Origin of the sequence: Specibacter sp. AOP5-B1-6 (genome assembly GCF_052376555.1) — a bacterium.
In the GTDB taxonomy this organism is placed as follows: domain Bacteria; phylum Actinomycetota; class Actinomycetes; order Actinomycetales; family Micrococcaceae; genus Specibacter.
Genome location: NZ_JBQSVT010000005.1, coordinates 63,379 through 79,333, shown reverse-complemented (window position 1 = coordinate 79,333; position 15,955 = coordinate 63,379). Strand labels below are relative to the sequence as shown.

Annotated in this window: 13 protein-coding genes and 1 pseudogene; 8 read left to right on the top strand and 6 right to left on the bottom strand. The window is 66.1% G+C overall.

All coding sequences use genetic code 11. The features are described from left to right. Positions 1–60: 60 nt before the first annotated feature. On the top strand, positions 61–1,959 hold the full coding sequence (locus ACT3TS_RS03860; RefSeq protein WP_444530164.1) for a PAS domain S-box protein: 1,899 nt from the start codon (positions 61–63) through the stop codon (positions 1,957–1,959). Further along, on the top strand, positions 1,956–3,689 hold the full coding sequence (locus ACT3TS_RS03855; protein ID WP_444530163.1) for an FAD-dependent oxidoreductase: 1,734 nt from the start codon (positions 1,956–1,958) through the stop codon (positions 3,687–3,689). The genes ACT3TS_RS03860 and ACT3TS_RS03855 overlap by 4 nt, the downstream gene beginning before the upstream one ends. Before the next feature lie 590 nt (positions 3,690–4,279). Here the strand turns inward: ACT3TS_RS03855 and ACT3TS_RS03850 are convergent. Then, positions 4,280–5,449, bottom strand: a complete 1,170-nt coding sequence (locus tag ACT3TS_RS03850) for a calcium:proton antiporter (protein ID WP_444530162.1) — start codon at positions 5,447–5,449, stop codon at positions 4,280–4,282. Positions 5,450–5,821: 372 nt separating this feature from the next. Here ACT3TS_RS03850 and ACT3TS_RS03845 point away from each other — a divergent pair, with 372 nt between their 5' ends. After that, complete coding sequence (locus ACT3TS_RS03845) at positions 5,822–7,642, top strand: MFS transporter (RefSeq protein ID WP_444530161.1); 1,821 nt, start codon at positions 5,822–5,824, stop codon at positions 7,640–7,642. Positions 7,643–7,865: 223 nt separating this feature from the next. On the opposite strand, the pseudogene ACT3TS_RS03840 reads toward ACT3TS_RS03845, so the two are convergent. The 3 genes and pseudogenes from ACT3TS_RS03840 to ACT3TS_RS03830 all read right to left on the bottom strand — a co-directional run bounded on the left by ACT3TS_RS03840 (position 7,866) and on the right by ACT3TS_RS03830 (position 11,002). Beyond that, positions 7,866–9,092: pseudogene (locus tag ACT3TS_RS03840) on the bottom strand (DUF1990 family protein). A 483-nt stretch (positions 9,093–9,575) separates the two neighbouring features. Further along, positions 9,576–10,061 (bottom strand): hypothetical protein, encoded by a 486-nt coding sequence (locus ACT3TS_RS03835; RefSeq protein ID WP_444530160.1) that lies wholly within the window; start codon positions 10,059–10,061, stop codon positions 9,576–9,578. A gap of 32 nt (positions 10,062–10,093) precedes the next feature. Continuing rightward, complete coding sequence (locus ACT3TS_RS03830; RefSeq protein WP_444530159.1) at positions 10,094–11,002, bottom strand: class I SAM-dependent methyltransferase; 909 nt, start codon at positions 11,000–11,002, stop codon at positions 10,094–10,096. Positions 11,003–11,049: 47 nt separating this feature from the next. Here ACT3TS_RS03830 and ACT3TS_RS03825 point away from each other — a divergent pair, with 47 nt between their 5' ends. From ACT3TS_RS03825 to ACT3TS_RS03810, 4 genes are all read left to right on the top strand, one after another. Beyond that, complete coding sequence (locus ACT3TS_RS03825; RefSeq protein ID WP_444530158.1) at positions 11,050–11,625, top strand: helix-turn-helix domain-containing protein; 576 nt, start codon at positions 11,050–11,052, stop codon at positions 11,623–11,625. Between the two features lie 85 nt (positions 11,626–11,710). Continuing rightward, positions 11,711–12,457, top strand: a complete 747-nt coding sequence (locus tag ACT3TS_RS03820; RefSeq protein ID WP_444530157.1) for a GntR family transcriptional regulator — start codon at positions 11,711–11,713, stop codon at positions 12,455–12,457. Further along, positions 12,454–13,299 (top strand): sulfite exporter TauE/SafE family protein, encoded by an 846-nt coding sequence (locus tag ACT3TS_RS03815; RefSeq protein ID WP_444530156.1) that lies wholly within the window; start codon positions 12,454–12,456, stop codon positions 13,297–13,299. Before ACT3TS_RS03820 ends, ACT3TS_RS03815 begins: the two co-directional genes overlap by 4 nt. Next, positions 13,296–13,610, top strand: coding sequence for a DUF1634 domain-containing protein (locus tag ACT3TS_RS03810; RefSeq protein WP_444530155.1), 315 nt, complete (start codon positions 13,296–13,298; stop codon positions 13,608–13,610). The genes ACT3TS_RS03815 and ACT3TS_RS03810 overlap by 4 nt, the downstream gene beginning before the upstream one ends. Before the next feature lie 38 nt (positions 13,611–13,648). Here ACT3TS_RS03810 and ACT3TS_RS03805 read toward each other — a convergent pair whose 3' ends face one another. Then, the gene (locus tag ACT3TS_RS03805) at positions 13,649–14,656 is read right to left on the bottom strand and encodes a YeiH family protein (protein WP_444530226.1); all 1,008 of its coding nucleotides are present in this window, start codon (positions 14,654–14,656) and stop codon (positions 13,649–13,651) included. Between the two features lie 153 nt (positions 14,657–14,809). On the opposite strand from ACT3TS_RS03805, the gene ACT3TS_RS03800 reads away from it, so the two are divergent. Next, positions 14,810–15,748, top strand: coding sequence for a LysR family transcriptional regulator (locus ACT3TS_RS03800; protein WP_444530154.1), 939 nt, complete (start codon positions 14,810–14,812; stop codon positions 15,746–15,748). Here the strand turns inward: ACT3TS_RS03800 and ACT3TS_RS03795 are convergent. Then, entirely contained in the window at positions 15,745–15,879 is a 135-nt protein-coding gene (locus ACT3TS_RS03795; RefSeq protein WP_444530153.1) for a hypothetical protein, read from the bottom strand. The two genes, ACT3TS_RS03800 and ACT3TS_RS03795, sit on opposite strands and share 4 nt — an antisense overlap. Positions 15,880–15,955: the final 76 nt, after the last annotated feature.

Here is a 15,955-nt window from a genome sequence, read left to right as displayed (position 1 = left end):
TGTATATTTCAAATCACTGCCCGCCTTCCGCCGGGCGGAGGTTCCCTGGAGGAGCACGCCATGCCGAACAGTGGCCTTGGTATCGATTCGTGGCCGCCCTCTGTCGCAGCGCGGCTGCTGGATTTAAGTGCCGACCTGGCCTGTGTGACAGGGGCTGACGGCCATTTTCGCGAGGTCACCGGCGACTGGACCGGCCTGCTCGGCTGGAACGCACAGGAGTTGTGCGCACGGTCGCTGGTTGAGCTGGTGCACCCGGAGGACGCCAGCGAGACGCAAACGCAGCTGAGGCGCGCAAGTGAAAGCGCCGCCGTCGTGTGTTTCCCAAACCGCCTCCTGGCCGCGGACGGCTCCACCCGGTGGCTGCTGTGGACCCTCGCCGGCGAGCCGCAAGAGCAACTCCTGCACGCCGTCGTGCGTGATCTGACCCCGCAGCACGAGGCAGCGGCCCGGATGCGTGAAAGTGAGCGGCGCTATCTTGACCTCATCGAATCCGCCCACGACATCGTGCAAAGCATCCTGCCCAATGGGCACTTCGGCTTCGTCAACCGGGCCTGGCACGAACTTCTCGGCTACACGCCCGCGGAGCTGCCCGGGCTGACCTTGTTCGACATTGTGGCTGAGGCCGACCATGACCATTGCATGTCCATCATCGGCCAAATCATCAGCGGACAGTCGTTCGACCATGTGGCGGTGACGTTTGTTGCCAAGGACGGGCACACCTTCCCTGTTGAGGGGAACGCGACGGGCAGATTCCTTGAGGGGCAGTTCGTCGCGACCCACACGTTCTTCCGGGACGTCAGCGACCGCAAACAAGCCGAAGCGCTGCAGGCCGCCTACCAACGGCAGCTGGAGGATGAGGTTGCCGAGCGTTCAGCCGCACTCATCCAAAGCGAAAAGCTGGCCACGCTCGGGCGGTTGAGCGCCGGCATGGCCCATGAACTCAACAACCCGGCCGCCGCTGCCCGGCGTGGGGCCTCGCTGCTGGAGGACTCGTTTTCCAAGACCTGCGGGGCCCTGCTGGACTTGGCCCGCGCGGCACAAAATCCCGCCGAGGCGGCCAGGCTGGGCGGGCTCATCGAACGGGCGGCGGTGCAGGCCAAGGACGCCGACCGGCTCGACCCGCTCACCCGCGGCGACCGGGAGGACGACGTCGAATCCTGGCTTTCCGCGCACGGGCTTGCCGATTCCTGGGAGGCCGCGGGATCGCTGGTGGACTTGGGCATGGATGCCGCCGGTCTTGACGAGCTTGCCGGCGCGTTTGGCCCCGACCACCTCGGTGCGGCAATCACGGCGCTGGCCGAGGCACGCAACGCGTACGGGCTCATCGCGCAGATCGGCCATGGTTCGGCGCGGATCTCGGCGATCGTGGCCGCACTAAAGGACTACAGCTACATGGATCGCGCCGCCGTGCAGGACGTGGACATCCACGACGGACTCGACGGCACCCTCGTCATGCTCCAATCCAAGCTCAAGCACGGCATCGAGGTGCACCGCGACTACGGCCCGGACGTGCCGCGCATCGAGACCCTGGGCAGCGAACTGAACCAGGTGTGGACCAATCTCATCGACAACGCCGCCGACGCCATGAACGGTTCGGGGCGCCTGACCATCCGCACCCGGGCCGCGGCGGGCGGGGTCGCCGTCGAAATTCAGGACGACGGCGGCGGCATCCCGCCCGGAGCGCTCGGCAAGGTGTTTGACCCGTTCTTCACGACAAAGCCGCCGGGGCAGGGCACCGGGTTGGGGCTCAATATTGTGTTCAACATGATCCGTGGCACCGGCGGCACCATCGACGTGCAGTCGGTTCCCGGGCGCACGGTGTTCCGGGTGTGGCTGCCGCTGCAGCGCCCGGCGGCTGCTCCGGGACAGGCAGCTCCGGGACAGGCTGCTCCGGGACAGGACGACGCGCAGGGACCGGGACAGGGACCGGGTCACGCGCAGCCGGGGAGCCGGCCATGACCGGGAACGCGCCAAACGGGCAGCATCAGGGCGCGCAGCACGAGCCGCCACCTCCGCAAGCCCCGCAGCGCCCGGCCCCGCAACGTCCGGTCATCCTCGCCGTCGACGACGATCCGGCCGTGCTCAGTGCAGTCCGCGGGGACCTGCGCAGCCGGTACGGCCGCCATTACAGGGTGCTGACGGCCGCCGGCGGTGCCGAAGCCATCGAGACTCTCAAGCGATTGAAACTGCGTGGTGACCCGGTCGCCGTCGTCGTTTCCGACCAGCGCATGCCGGAGGTCAACGGCACGGAGGTCCTCACGGCAGCCCTGGCGCTGTACCCCGAGCTGCGCACGGTGCTGCTCACCGCGTACGCCGACACCGACGTGGCCATCGGTGCGATCAACGAGCTGCACCTGGACTACTACATCCTCAAGCCCTGGGACCCGCCGGAGGAACGCCTGTTCCCCGTCATCGACGACCTCCTCGGGGATTGGCACGCCCACCACCAGCCCAGCTACGCCGTGACCCGCGTCATCGGCAGCCGCTGGTCGGCGCCCACCCACGAGATCCGCGACTTCCTGCAACGCAACCAGATCCCCATGCAATGGTTCGACGTCGATGCCAGCGAGGAAGGCCGGGCGCTGCTCGAGGCGGCCGGCGACGACGGGTTGCCGCTCGTCATCACCGCGGACGGCACCACACTGCACATGCCCGACGTCGGAACCCTGGCCGCCGCGCTGGGCCACAAAACCCATGCCGATGCCGAAGCCTTTGATTTGGTGATTGTCGGGGCCGGTCCCGGGGGCCTGGCTGCCGCCGTCTACGGCGCCAGCGAGGGGTTGCGGACGGTCTGTGTCGAGCAGCTTGTGCCCGGCGGCCAGGCCGGCCAATCTTCACGCATTGAGAACTACCTGGGTTTCCCCACCGGCATCTCCGGGTCTGACCTTGCCCGGCGGGCAGTGACCCAGGCTCGGCGGTTCCACGTCGACGTGGTGGCGCCGGCAGCTGCGGTGGGCCTGGACCTGACCGGTCCATACCCGCGGGTGGAATTGGCCGACGGATCGGCAATCAGTGCCGGCGCCGTCATCCTCGCCTGCGGCGTTGCCTACCACAGCTTGAATGTGCCCGGCAGTGCCGATCTGGAGGGCCGCGGCGTGTTTTACGGTGCCTCAATGAGCGAGCGGGACACCGTGGGCGGTGAGGACATCGTCGTCGTGGGCGGGGCAAACTCGGCCGGGCAGGCGGCCGTCTACTTCTCCGACTATGCCCGCTCCGTGACCATCCTGTGCCGGGCGGGCGAGCTGGGCGCGAAGATGTCCGCCTACCTCGTGGACCAAATTGCCGCACGTCCCAACATCACCGTGCGCTGCGGGGCAGCCATCGAATCGCTGGATGGGGCGGAGCGGCTGGAGGGCGTGAGAATTCGCGGTGGCGCAGGCGGGGTGCCGGAGCTGGTGGCCGCCTCGGCGTTGTTCGTGTTCATTGGTGCCTCGCCACGCACCGACTGGCTTCCACCGCAAATCGTCCGGGACTCCCGCGGCTTCATCCTCACCGGGCCCGCACTCGACGGCTCCACCGGCCGCCACCGCACGGCCGACGGCGAGCGCGACCCGTTCCTGTATGAGACGAGCGCCCCGGGTGTGTTCGCCGTCGGGGATGTGCGGGCCGGCTCGCTTAAACGGGTCGCCTCAGCCGTCGGGGAGGGATCGGTCGCCGTCCAGTTCGTGCACCAGGTCCTGCGCAGCTGAGCGTCCCGCGTGCCTCACCCAAAGTGCTCGCGACACTCTCCGGCTGTGTGGCCTGTGCCCCCGTGGACGCCAGACTCTCGAGGACAGGCCCTGGAATTGGACCCATGCTGCAAGGAAAACCGTGAACTGCACGCCGCCGCATAGCTGGAAGCGGCCCTGGAGCACGGGGATGAGCAGGGAAAGGCTCTGCAAAGCGCTCTCCGCTGAGGACAATCCGAGCTTCGCCACCATCTGCAAGCTCGCCAAAGCCCCTGGTCTGCGCATTCATTTCAAATCGTCCGCCTGATTGCAGAAGCGGGAACACCAGCTTTGCTGCTGGCGCATCCACGAAAATTCGAGCTGGATGCGTCGGGTTCGCCGAAACTGGCCGGTCGACACGTGTCGGCGTCAAGTGGCCGGGGAACTCTTGGGGATAGACCAAGGGGGCTCGCCAGACTGAACCAACGACGACGGTGCCGCTCCCAGCGGAAGCCCGGCAGCCGTCGTCGTGCATCAGGCTAGGTGGCCAAGGCCCCGCCTTCCACCTGGGACTCCTCCTCGGCCTCGTCAATGTAGTGCTGGACGGTGGCCACGGGCAGCCGCGGTTCTGCCTAGGAAAATACGACGATGCCGTAGACGGCGAAAACCACGAGATGGGCCGCGCCGTGCATCGCTGTCACCTTTTTGGCCGCAAATGTCGAAACAGACAGCAGCAAGGAGACGCCCAGGAGCAAGAGCTCCGCCGGTGATTCACCGAGCACCACCGCCTGGCCGGTCAGCAGGCCAATGATGAGAACGGCGGGAATCGTCAGGCCCACGGTGGACACCAGGGCGCCGTGGCAAAGGTTGCTGACACGCTGGATCTCGCCGTTCAATGCTGCCCGCACCGATGTGATCGATTCCGGCAGGAACACGATCATGGCGATGAGGATGCCGGACAGGGCTGTCGGTGCGCCGATGCGGTCAAGGCCGTCGTCCAGAAGGGTGGCCATGTCGTGCGAGAGCAGCACGATCGGCAGGACCGTGACGACCAGCAGGGAGATCCGCAGCAACAGCTCGGTGCGGTGCTCGGCCATGACCGCAGAGATGCGAACACTGGAGCTCGCGGGGCGTAGTGGGTTGGTTGTGCCGCGCGGGGTCTGGGCGGCGGTAAGGCGTGGGTCGACTTCCCGGAAGCTGTCGGCTTGTTTGCCCATCTGCTGGAAGAGGAAGAAGCCGTAAAGGGCCAGGGTGAGCACGATGATGGGGATTTCCTGCCCCTGGGTGTAGGACCCGGATTCGCCAATCAGCGCGGGCAGCGCGAAGGCCAGGGAGATCAGCACGATCAGCAGGGCAAGATAGGCGGAGGTGCCCGTGCGATTGTGGGCCAAATTGCCGTGTTTCAGGCCGCCGACGAGCAGGCTGAGCCCGACCACGGCGTTGAGGATGATCATCGACACGGCCATCACCGAGTCCCGGGCGATGGTTGCGTGCTCGCCGGGTCCAAGCATGACGGCAGAAATGAGCACCACCTCGATCAGCACGATCGAGAGCGTGAGGACCAGCGACCCATAGGGGTCCCCAAGCCGTTTGGCAAGATGTTCAGCCTCGTGAACCACTCCGAACGCACAAACCAGAATGACGCCCACGATGACGGCGAGCGCAGCGACCAGCAGTGGTGCAGGCACCGGCGGCTCCAGCAGTGGACCGGCAAACACCAATCCGATGACGGCGCCCCAGCCGATGGCGAGCCGCACGATGGCTGTGGGGGTGAGGATGGACCGGACAGTTGAGGAAACCATGGGGTGATCCCTTTTCGACGGGGTCGTCCCCGTGACAAGTAAACGAACGGGCCGTCCCATCCGCAGCGCTGCTGTGACGCACAACGGCCGTCCCGCAGGATTCATCCCAAGCGAGAAGGTGTTGTGTGCGGCAAGGCAGCAACTTCCGCTCCCAGCCTAGGGCACGCACAAAGTGAAGGTGCAATCCCGCCGCCGGTGAGCAGCAACAATTTCCAGCCACTTTTCGGGTTCATGCAGCGGCCGCAGGACTAGCATTGATAGTTAGCAGAGGTAACCAATTCCCCTGCCCCGACAACAACCGAGGGGCTGGCAAGCGTGGTTCAGGCGAAGGTGCGGGCAAGCGAGCGCAGAACTATTCGAAGAACCCGGGAATTGGCCAGTCCGCACTACAAGTGGATCGCCCTGTCCAACACCACCCTTGGCGTCCTCATGGCCACCATCAACGCCTCAATCCTGCTCATCGCGCTGCCCGACATCTTCCGCGGCGTCGGGATCAACCCGCTGGCCCCGGGCAACACCAGCCTGCTGCTGTGGCTGATCATGGGCTACATGGTGGTGACCGCCGTGTTGGTGGTCAGCTTTGGCAGGCTGGGCGACATGTATGGCCGGGTGAAAATGTACAACGCGGGCTTCGCCGTCTTCACGGTGTTCTCGATCCTGCTGGCTGTGACGTGGCTGCAGGGTGTGCCGGCCGTCATGTGGCTGATCGTCATGCGCATCCTCCAAGGCGTCGGAGGCGCGATGCTGATGGCCAACTCGAACGCCATCATCACCGACGCCTTCGGTGTGGACCAGCGGGGCCTGGCTCTGGGCTTGAACCAGGTGGCGGGCATTGCCGGTTCATTCCTGGGGCTGATCATTGGCGGACTGCTTGGCCCCATCGACTGGCGGCTGGTCTTCCTTGTCTCCGTCCCAGTGGGCGTTTTTGGCACCGCCTGGGCGTACCTGAAGCTGCATGAGAACGGCATCCGGCAGCCGGCACGGCTCGACTGGTGGGGCAACATCAGCTTCGCCGTGGGCTTGATCGCCGTGCTGGTCGGCATCACCTACGGCATCCAGCCCTACGGCGGCCACACCATGGGCTGGGGCAACCCGTGGGTGCTGGCAGCGCTGGTGGGCGGCGCCGTCGTGCTTGGCTTGTTCGTCGTCGTGGAGAACCGGGTGGCCGACCCCATGTTCGAACTCTCGCTGTTCCGCATCCGGGCCTTCACCGCGGGCAACCTCGCGAGCCTGCTGTCGGCGATCGGCCGCGGCGGGCTCATGTTCATCCTGATCATCTGGCTGCAGGGCATCTGGCTCCCGCGCCACGGCTACAGCTTCGTGGACACACCGCTCTGGGCCGGCATCTACATGCTGCCGCTGACGGCCGGCTTCCTCGTCGCCGGGCCCATCTCCGGCGCCATTTCCGACCGCCGCGGTGCCCGGCTGCTGGCCACCGGCGGCATGGTGGTGGCCGCGCTGAGCTTCGGCTGGCTGCTGCTCCTGCCCGTGAACTTCTACTACTGGACGTTCGCCCTGGCACTGCTGCTGAACGGGATCGGCATGGGCTTGTTCGCCGCCCCCAACCGCGCCGGCATCATGAACGCCCTGCCGCCCAACCGCCGCGGCGTGGGCGCCGGCATGAGCACCACCTTCCAGAATTCTGCCATGGTGCTGTCCATCGGCATCTTCTTCTCCCTCATGGTCACGGGCCTGGCCCGCACCCTCCCGGCCACCCTGAGCGCCGGGCTGACGGCCCATGGTGTTGCCGCGGTCGACGCCGGACGGGTCGCCAACCTGCCCCCGGTCTCCGTCCTGTTTGCCTCACTGCTGGGCTACAACCCCGTCCAGACCTTGTTGGGTCCTGCCGCGCTGGCCAAGCTTCCCCCGTCCGACGCCGCATACCTCACCGGCCGCGGCTTTTTCCCGGCACTGATTTCCGGCCCCTTTGCGGACGGGCTCGCCGTCGCGTTTGGCTTTGCGATCGTTGCCTGCCTCGTGGCGGCGATGGCTTCGGCACTGCGGGGAGGCAAATATGCCTACGGTGACGGGTCGGGCGCCGGGTACGGGGACGGGAACATGAACGCCACCGGAGTGGGTGCCGATCATGCCGCCATCGCGGCCAGCTCAGCCGTCTCGGCCGCGTCCGGTGCGCGAGATCGGTGGCAACCCGCAGCGACTTTCCCTCCACAGCACCGAACCCGCCCAAAATAGTGGGCTCGCCCAACATCGGACGGTGATTGCGCAAAAAGACGGTTGTCTGCCACCCGCTTTTTACGCAAACAGCGTCCCTTTTGCGATGGTGGTGCCCAAACCGGCGGATGACCCCGTTCCTGCGGCCCGAACAGTCCACGTGAAAGATTAGAACACTAATTCGAACACTGATTCGAACGCGTTGGCAGCGTCGGTGGCCTGCTGGACCGATACCTGTGGTTCCTCAGTGCAGCGCTCGCAGGTAGCGTCTGCGCACGACTTTCTGGATGATCATCAGGAGGGGAAACAAGGCCCGCCACGGCTGCTGCGGTGCCGCCCGCGTGAGTGACCGGATGGTCAGGTGCACCTCATCACCAAAGCGGTGCACGATGAACGCCTCCTCGCCACTGACGGGATGCCCCGGCAGCGTGCGATAGGCGAAGCCCACCCGGTCGGGAGTGTCCACCACCCTGATTACCTCCACCGGCTAAACGACCTTGACGCCGAGGAAGCTGGCGGTGACGTTGACCTGGTCGCCTTCCGCCACGGGTCCCGGCGCATCCACGGTAAAGCCGCTGCGTGTCTTCACCGTCCAGCGCAGCACATCGGCTGAAACGCGCTGCCACAGCTCCTCGCCCGTGCCCAGCTGCGCCGTTTCGGATGACACCCGGTAGCCGCCATGGTTGAGGGACCAATCGCTGCGGGCCGGCATGGTCAGGCTGCGCCGCCGTTCTCCCTGCGCCGCCCATGCCGGCCCCTCCTGGTCATGCAGCCACGTCTGGCGTGAGGCGGGTTCGCCGCTGACATCGCGGAGCCAGTACGTCGCATCCGGGTCCCAGCCCGCCAACACAGTGGAGTGGCTGTCGTCGACGGGGATGGCAACACCCGCCGTTGTCAGGTAGCCGCCCATGGTGAGGTGCACGCCGTCGTACTTGTCCTGGAATCGGGACCAGTCAGGCATGACCCAGGAACCGATCCGCCCGGTGGTGCGGTACCAGTCGTGGCGTTTGGCTGCGGTGACCTCCAGCGAGTGCTCGCGGCACAGCTGAGCCCACGCCCCGGGGGAATCGATCTCCAGGATCCGCGCACCGTACGGCGCATGCAACTGCTCAATGGCGGCTTCCGTTTCGCCGAATCCGTCCTCCACGAGCCACAGGCCCGCAGGACCAAGGGCGCCCAATGAGCGCGTGCTGCTGGCCAGGCCCGACGGCGGCCGGGACCACCACGTGCCGCTGAAGTTCGCCGTCGGGTCGCTCGGGCGGTCCGTGGCGGAGCGAACTTCCTCCGCCATTACATCCAGGCGCCACTGCTCGAGCGTCTCCGCAGCGCCCTTGCGCTCCGGAGGGGGACGGGACAGATCGTCAACAAAACTGACAGTCCACTGTGTGGCGGGATCCAGGGGCGCCTTCCACCAACCAGTGTGGGGCGATTTCGCCAGCAACTGTGCGAAGCGGTGGAGGGCGCGGCGCATTACGGGAGTCGCGGCCAGGACGTCGTCGCCATCCGGTTCCTGCCAATAGCGTGCCGAGTTCACGGTGGAACAGAGCGCTTCGAGGAGGCCGGTCTCGGTGAGCAGGGGGAGCGGCACGGCGTCAAGCAGGGCCGCCGCCTCATGGGGAGTTGGTGTGGGCAGTTCGGCATCCGATCCGGGGCCGACCATGACAACGGATCGCCCCCGGCCGGGGTCAAGGTGGTAGGAAGCGTAAAACCGGGCCATGCCAAAATCGCTCTGGCCGGCTTCCACGGAAGCTGCCGTGGCGGCCATGTCAGCGAGCTCGAGGCACAGGCGCCGGCCGCGGGGTCCGGCAAGCAGCGCAGCGGGATCCAAGTCAGCGGGATCCAGATCAGGCGGGCCCGGCGTGGCGGGTGTCGGTGTCATGGGGTCAGCCTACCCGGAGGGCGCTCGCGGCCAGGGGCGTGCCTCTTCGGGCTGAAACCGTCAGGCGTGCAGAGTTCAGTCCAGCTGCACCCGGCAGCTCTTGCCTGTCAGCTCCCCGTTCCCGGTGAACTCGATGGTGAGGTGCTTGACTCCTGCGGGCGGTTCCGGCAGGAAGGTCCAGGAACCGTCCCATTCCGTGCCGGTTCCCGCCCACCGTCCTGCCACGCAACGGTAGACGGTGTCGTGATTGTCGGTGATGTCCGCCTTGACCGCGCTGAGGACTGCCTGGCCGGGCATGGTCGGGGGCGGGCCCGCCTTGCCCTTGCCGTGGAGCTTTTGCTCGGCGACCCATGCCTCGACTTCTTGGAGGTGCGCGATGTCCCTGCGCTGAGTCTCCAGATTCCGGGGTGCCTCAAGCCCGATCCTGACGCCGCGCTCGCCGCCAGTGGCACCAAGATGCTCGGGGACGTCACGGACTAGCGAGACACCCGCCAGCCGTACGTCGATGCCTTCGTTGCTCGCGACGATCAGGTCCCCGGGTGCCCACACAATGGTTGTCATAAAAGCAGCCTAACGGCGGGATCGCATCAAAACTAGGCTTGCGACTTGCGGGCGGCCCACCCTGTGCGGTGCCCGCGCACGACAAGGTCGCCGCGGCGTTCCAGGGACTCCGGCCCGTCGCCCAGCAGGACCTCCAGCGAGGCGAGGTCTGCAGGCGCGGCGCTGCCTGCGAGCGCATTCCGCATCCGGCCCAGGAAGGTGCGTGCATAGCGGGCGGCGAGTTCCGGCGTCGAGCTTCCCGTGGTGGGGAAGTGGCGGCGTTCGACGGCGGATCCGGCACGTTCCAGCCCGGCCGTCCACTCGGGGTACTGGTTCCAGCCGTTGCTGGCCAGCGTTGCGTGCAGGCGGGCTTCCAGGCCGGGCTCGACGGCGGACCCCGCAGGAGGCGTCTCGGGAAGGAAGCTGGGCAGGCTGTCCATCTCGACAATGATGAGCAGGCCGCCGGGGTTCAGTGCCTCAAACATCTCGGCCATGGCACGCTCCGGATTGGTGAGTTCGTGGAGCGAGGAGGAAGCCCACATGAGATCGGCAGTTGCGCTCGCAGGCCAACCCTCGTCGAGGTCTGCCTGCAATCCAGCCACCCGGCCGTCAAGCCCCTGAGCTGCGGTTGCTTCCAAGGTCGCGGACAGCATGGTCGCGGACTTGTCGAGGGCGGTGATGTGGGCGTTGGGGAAGCGGCGGGCCAGCGCCAGGGTGCCAACGCCGGATCCGGCGCCGACGTCGATGATCGAAGCTGGCTTCTGCGCGGAAAGGTCCGCAGCCCACGCCGTGGCCTCCTCCAAGTAGGAGCCGAGGATGCGTGCGTCCAGGTCAAGCGTCTCCGCGAGTTCCGCGCCGCTCGGGTGCGCGTGGCCCTCGCCGTGCTGGTCGTGGCCGTGCCCGGCCCTGCCGTGTGAGTGGCCGCCGTGTGAATGTCCGTGGTGTTGTGCGTGTTCAGTCATGCTTCGACGGTAGCGGTTCCCTGCGGCTAACGCATAGACTAATGCGCATGACGCAAGAAACCGATGTTGATGCCGTAATTCGCCAGCGCATCCGCAGTCTCCGCCTTGCCCGCGGCTGGTCCCTGGACAACCTCGCCGGCCGCTGCTCACTCAGCCCCTCAACACTCAGCCGCATTGAAACCGGCCACCGGCGCATAGCGCTCGACCAGCTGATCCCGATATCCCGGGCGTTCGGCACCACGCTGGATGCGCTGGTGGAATCCGCCGGCGACGAGGACGTCGTCATCCGTCCCCAGCCCGGACACTCCCAGGGCCTGACCACCTGGATACTCTCCACCGACGACGGACTGCACGGCAAAACCGTCGCCAAAATGCGCATCACCCCCGAGCGCCCGCAACAGCCCGGCGTGCACCCCGGCCGCGACTGGTTCACCGTCCTGTCCGGCATTGTCCGCCTTGAGCTGGGGGAGCGGACCATCCTCGTCCACCCCGGCGAGGTGGCCGAGTTCTCCACCATGGTCCCGCACGCCATCTGCGCCCACGAAGGCCCCGTGGAAATCCTCAGTATTCTCAACCACGACGGCGGAGTCGCCCACCTGCACGGCGGGGCGCGCCCGGCGTAGCGGTCACGGCTGTTACGGGGCTGCGGGCTGCCCATTGGGTCCGGAGGGATTGCCGTACCAAACACAGATCAGTTATTATAACAATATGACTGCATCGACGGGCGTTCCCCTCTATCTCCAAGTTGAACATGCCCTGGTTGCCCGCTTGGCGGACGACTTGAAGCCCGGTGATCGGTTGCCAACAGAGGACGAGCTGATCCAGCAATTCGGCGTGAGTCGCATCACGGTGCGGCGGGCTGTGCAGAACCTGGCCGCTCGTGCTTTGGTGGTGACCAAACCCGGTCGTGGAACCTTCGTTGCCGCACCGAGAATCCGCCAGCCCCTCACGGAGCTGACCGGGTTCGTCGAAGACATGGAAGCGCATGGTCTCGCGGCCACCGCACGGGTGCTCACGATCCAGGAGGTGCCGGCTCCGCCAAACGTGCGTGCAGCGCTCGATCTGCCGCTGGGGTCAGCGGTCACTTTCATCGAACGGGTGCGCCTGGCAGGCGGGCATCCAGTCTCTTTCGATCGCACTTACCTCATTCCGGAGCTGGGCCGCCTGATTGCCAAGGACGATCTGGAGACCGAGCCGATCTTCACCCTGCTGGAGCAGCGGCACGCCACTCCGTTGGTTGAGGCGTCGTATGCCTTGCAGGCCGTGGTGGCTGACGCAGACGTGGCAGAAGCGCTTGAGATGGACGTAGGGGGTGCTGTTTTCCGTATCGAACGTATCTCATATACTGTCGGGAATCGCCCGGTGGACTATGAAGTGCTGCATTACCGGGGTGAGGCGATCACGTTCACCACACGCCTGCCCCGCAGCCCCGCCTCACCGGAGGCCGGGCAGTGAGCCCGGACCAGTTCTTCTTTCTCTTTGCTGCGGCACTGGCAGCCGGTGCTTTGGGGAGTGCTTTGGGGATGGCGGGCGGGATCTTTGTGGTCCCGGTTCTGACCCTGTTCGCAGGGGCGTCGTTTCCCGTTGCCGTTGCGGTCAGCCTCATCTCAGTGATCGCCTGCTCCTGCGCCAGTGCACCGCAATTCCTGAAGGCCGGACTGACCAATCTGCGTCTGGCGGTCGTGCTGGAAGTTGCCACAACATTTGGTGCGCTGGCCGGAATTCTGATGATCGGGCTGGTGCACGACCAAGTCCTGTATGGCATCTTCGCCACCGTGCTGCTGGTCTCGGCGCTGCAGATGTTCCTGGGGCGGCGTGCCCGCGTGCCCCTCACCTCGGACCGCACCTCCCAGAGACTGCGCCTGGCTTCCGCCTATACTGATCGCGACGGGACAACCGTCACCTACCAGGTCTCGCGAGTGCGGTTGGGGCTTTCGTTCATGTTCGGCGCCGGGCTGCTGTCCGCCTTGTTGGGCATCGGCAGCGGGGTGCTGAAAATTCCAGCGATGGATGCGGCGATGCGACTGCCCATCAAGGTATCTTCAGCCACGGCGAACCTCACGATCGGAGTCACCGCTTGCGGAACAGCCGCCGCGTATCTGCTTGCCGGCAACGTTGACCTTTCCCTCACCGCCCCCGTCGTCCTGGGCTCGGTCGCCGGCTCCATCCTCGGGGCCCGCATCCTGGTCAGAGTTGCCGGTCCCGGCCTGCGCACGGTCTTCATGGTCGTGCTCCTGGCCCTGGCGGTCCCCATGGCCATGAACGCCTTCGGCCTGCAGATGGGAGGCCTGTCATGACCGAGGTTGCCACCACCGTCAGCGCCACAGACCGGTCGCTTTCGCGCCGAATCGCCGTCCTGATGCGCTGGGGCACACTGACGGCCACAGTCCTGCTCATTGCCGGGGCAATTCTCGGCTGGTGTGCTCTGGCTCCGGCGTCATCCGTGGCGGTCGTCGCCGGGTGCGGCGTCCTCATCCTCTTGCCTGTCATTCGGTTGCTGCTCATGCTGATCAGTTTTGCCCGTCGCACGGACAAACCCTATGTGGGCATCACTGTCCTGGTGCTTGTCTTCATTCTCACCTCTGCAGTCACCGGACTGATTCTGTAACAAGCGCTCCTGCTGCGGCGGCACGTGCCCCGGCGGGCTCACCCCATTTGCACGGCGCCCCAGGCAAGGGTGGCGATCAACACCGAAGACAGCAGCGCCACCAGGAGGGCGCGCCATCCGGTGCGGATGAGCTCGCCCAGCCGCACTGCTGTGCCGAGGCCGAAAAGCGCCATGGCCAGCAACGCGGTCTGCACAGTGTCGGCCGCGTCAATGACCTCAACGGGCACGGAAACGAAAGTGCGGATCAGCATGGCACAGATGAATCCGACGACGAAGAGCGGCACGATCGGGGGATGCTTGGTGCCGGCCTCTGGCGCACCCTCCCGGCGTCGCACGACAAATGAGGTGATGGCGACCATCGGGGCGAGCATCAGCACGCGGGTGAGCTTGACGACGACGGCGACAGCAAGCGCGGCTGAACCGGCGACCTGGGCGGTTGCGACGACTTGGCCCACGTCATGCACGCTCGCACCAACCCAGTGCCCGAACTGCAAGTCGCTGAACCCGAGCGGATGCCAAAACCACGGCAGCACCGCGATCGCCAAAGTTCCACACAGCGTGACGAGCGCAATCGGGGTGGCCGTCTCCTCATCCTTGGATTTGGCGACGTGGCTCATCGCACCGATTGCGGACGCGCCGCAAATGGAGAATCCTGTCGCGATCAGCAGCGGCTGGTGGCCTGGCAGCTTGAACAACCGCCCCAACCACAACGTCACACCAAAGGTGACCGCCAGGACCGCCACTACAGTGACGATTGAAATCCAGCCGAGGTGCACAATGTCGAGCAGGCTCAGTTTCAGCCCGAGAAGCACAATCCCCAGGCGCATGAACCTCTTGGCCGTGACGCTCAAGCCCGCGGCGAGGACACCCGCCAGCGCCCGGCGGACGAAGGGGATCTGGGCGGTCAGGATGCCGATCATCACGGCGGCCGTAAGGAGCGGGATCGCAGGCACAAGCCCATGGATGCCCCAGGCGAGCGTTGCTGCGGCAGCGGCTGCAGCGACGCCGGGCACCGAAGCCACAACACCGTTCAACCGTGCGCGCATGGGACGCGGAGGGTCGGCAAGTGGGCTGCTGTGACCGGGGTGGTGGGGCATCATCTTTGTTGAACTCATGGAATCCACTCTCGCCGCTGGCATGAGGGTGCGGTAGGGGGCGTATCGTTGTTGGGACACAAGTCAAAGTTGTAGGAGGCGTTCTTGCTCGGTCCCCATGTCCCCGACCTCGCCGGACTGGAAATACTCGTTGCCGTGGGCGAAGTTGGGAGCCTGAGCCGCGTCGCCGAGCTCCTTGGCGTCTCTCAGCAAGCCGTCTCCTCACGGGTGCGATCGTTGGAGGGGCAGGTCGGTGCCTCACTCATTGCACGGTCTGCACGAGGCTCTGCGCTGACTGCGACGGGGGCGGTGATTGCCGGGTGGGCGTCGGAGGTCCTTGCCGCGGCGGAGCGGTTGGAAGCCGGCATTGAATCGATCCGTTCTGAGGCGATGCGCCACCTCGACGTCGCGGCAAGTCTCACTGTCGCGGAGTACCTCCTGCCCCGCTGGCTGCTCGCCCTGCGTGACCGGCAGGAGTCGGCAGGCCAGGTGGTGACCAGAATCGGGCTGACGGCGGCAAACAGTGAAGCCGTGATCGCTCTCGTACGCTCCGGATCAGTACCGCTGGGGTTCATTGAAACACCCGATATTCCGGCCGATCTGCGAGCCGCAACCATTGGGCGCGACACGCTGCAGGTTGCCGTATCCCCAACTCACGCGTGGGCGCGCAGACGGAAGCCGCTGACAGCGGAGGAACTGGCCAACACTCCGCTGATCTCACGCGAGGAAGGCTCGGGAACCCGCAAGGCACTTGAGTATCTGTTCGATCGTCCAGGAGCGACAGGTGTCCTGGTGCCGCCGCGCCTGGAACTTTCCAGCACGGCCGCAGTCCGGACCGCGATAGCCTCCGGGGTGGCCCCCGGGGTCCTGAGTTCATTGGCCATCGCCGACGATCTGGCCCTCGGGCGCCTGGTCGCAGTCGAAGCGACCGGGGTCAAACTTACAAGAACCCTGTCGGCGGTATGGTCAAGCGGACCGCGGCCGTCCCAGCCGCCGGCACAGGACCTGATCGCCATCGCGCGGAAGCACCGTTGGGCTGGCTAGGGAGTCGGCCTGGAGCACGGGTTCAAGGTCCCCATGAAGGTGCGGTAGGCGCGGATCGTTTCCACACCGTTGCCGAGCACCACGTGTGAGTCGACCATCTTGACGAACACGTCGTGTTGTTCAATAGTCATCGCGCGGCAGCTTCGTGCTTGTCCGGGTGCCGGAACGTCTTCGCATTGTAATGATACATTGAGACAAACAGCAAAC

Excerpts from the sequence above, each read along its gene's own strand:
- ACT3TS_RS03855 (WP_444530163.1), top strand. The coding sequence starts at position 1,956 with ATGACCGGGAACGCGCCAAACGGGCAGCATCAGGGCGCGCAGCACGAG.
- ACT3TS_RS03825 (WP_444530158.1), top strand. The coding sequence starts at position 11,050 with ATGACGCAAGAAACCGATGTTGATGCCGTAATTCGCCAGCGCATCCGC.
- ACT3TS_RS03805 (WP_444530226.1), bottom strand. The coding sequence starts at position 14,656 with ATGCGCGCACGGTTGAACGGTGTTGTGGCTTCGGTGCCCGGCGTCGCT.
- ACT3TS_RS03830 (WP_444530159.1), bottom strand. The coding sequence starts at position 11,002 with ATGACTGAACACGCACAACACCACGGACATTCACACGGCGGCCACTCA.
- ACT3TS_RS03860 (WP_444530164.1), top strand. The coding sequence starts at position 61 with ATGCCGAACAGTGGCCTTGGTATCGATTCGTGGCCGCCCTCTGTCGCA.
- ACT3TS_RS03835 (WP_444530160.1), bottom strand. The coding sequence starts at position 10,061 with ATGACAACCATTGTGTGGGCACCCGGGGACCTGATCGTCGCGAGCAAC.
- ACT3TS_RS03820 (WP_444530157.1), top strand. The coding sequence starts at position 11,711 with ATGACTGCATCGACGGGCGTTCCCCTCTATCTCCAAGTTGAACATGCC.
- ACT3TS_RS03810 (WP_444530155.1), top strand. The coding sequence starts at position 13,296 with ATGACCGAGGTTGCCACCACCGTCAGCGCCACAGACCGGTCGCTTTCG.
- ACT3TS_RS03850 (WP_444530162.1), bottom strand. The coding sequence starts at position 5,449 with ATGGTTTCCTCAACTGTCCGGTCCATCCTCACCCCCACAGCCATCGTG.
- ACT3TS_RS03795 (WP_444530153.1), bottom strand. The coding sequence starts at position 15,879 with ATGACTATTGAACAACACGACGTGTTCGTCAAGATGGTCGACTCACAC.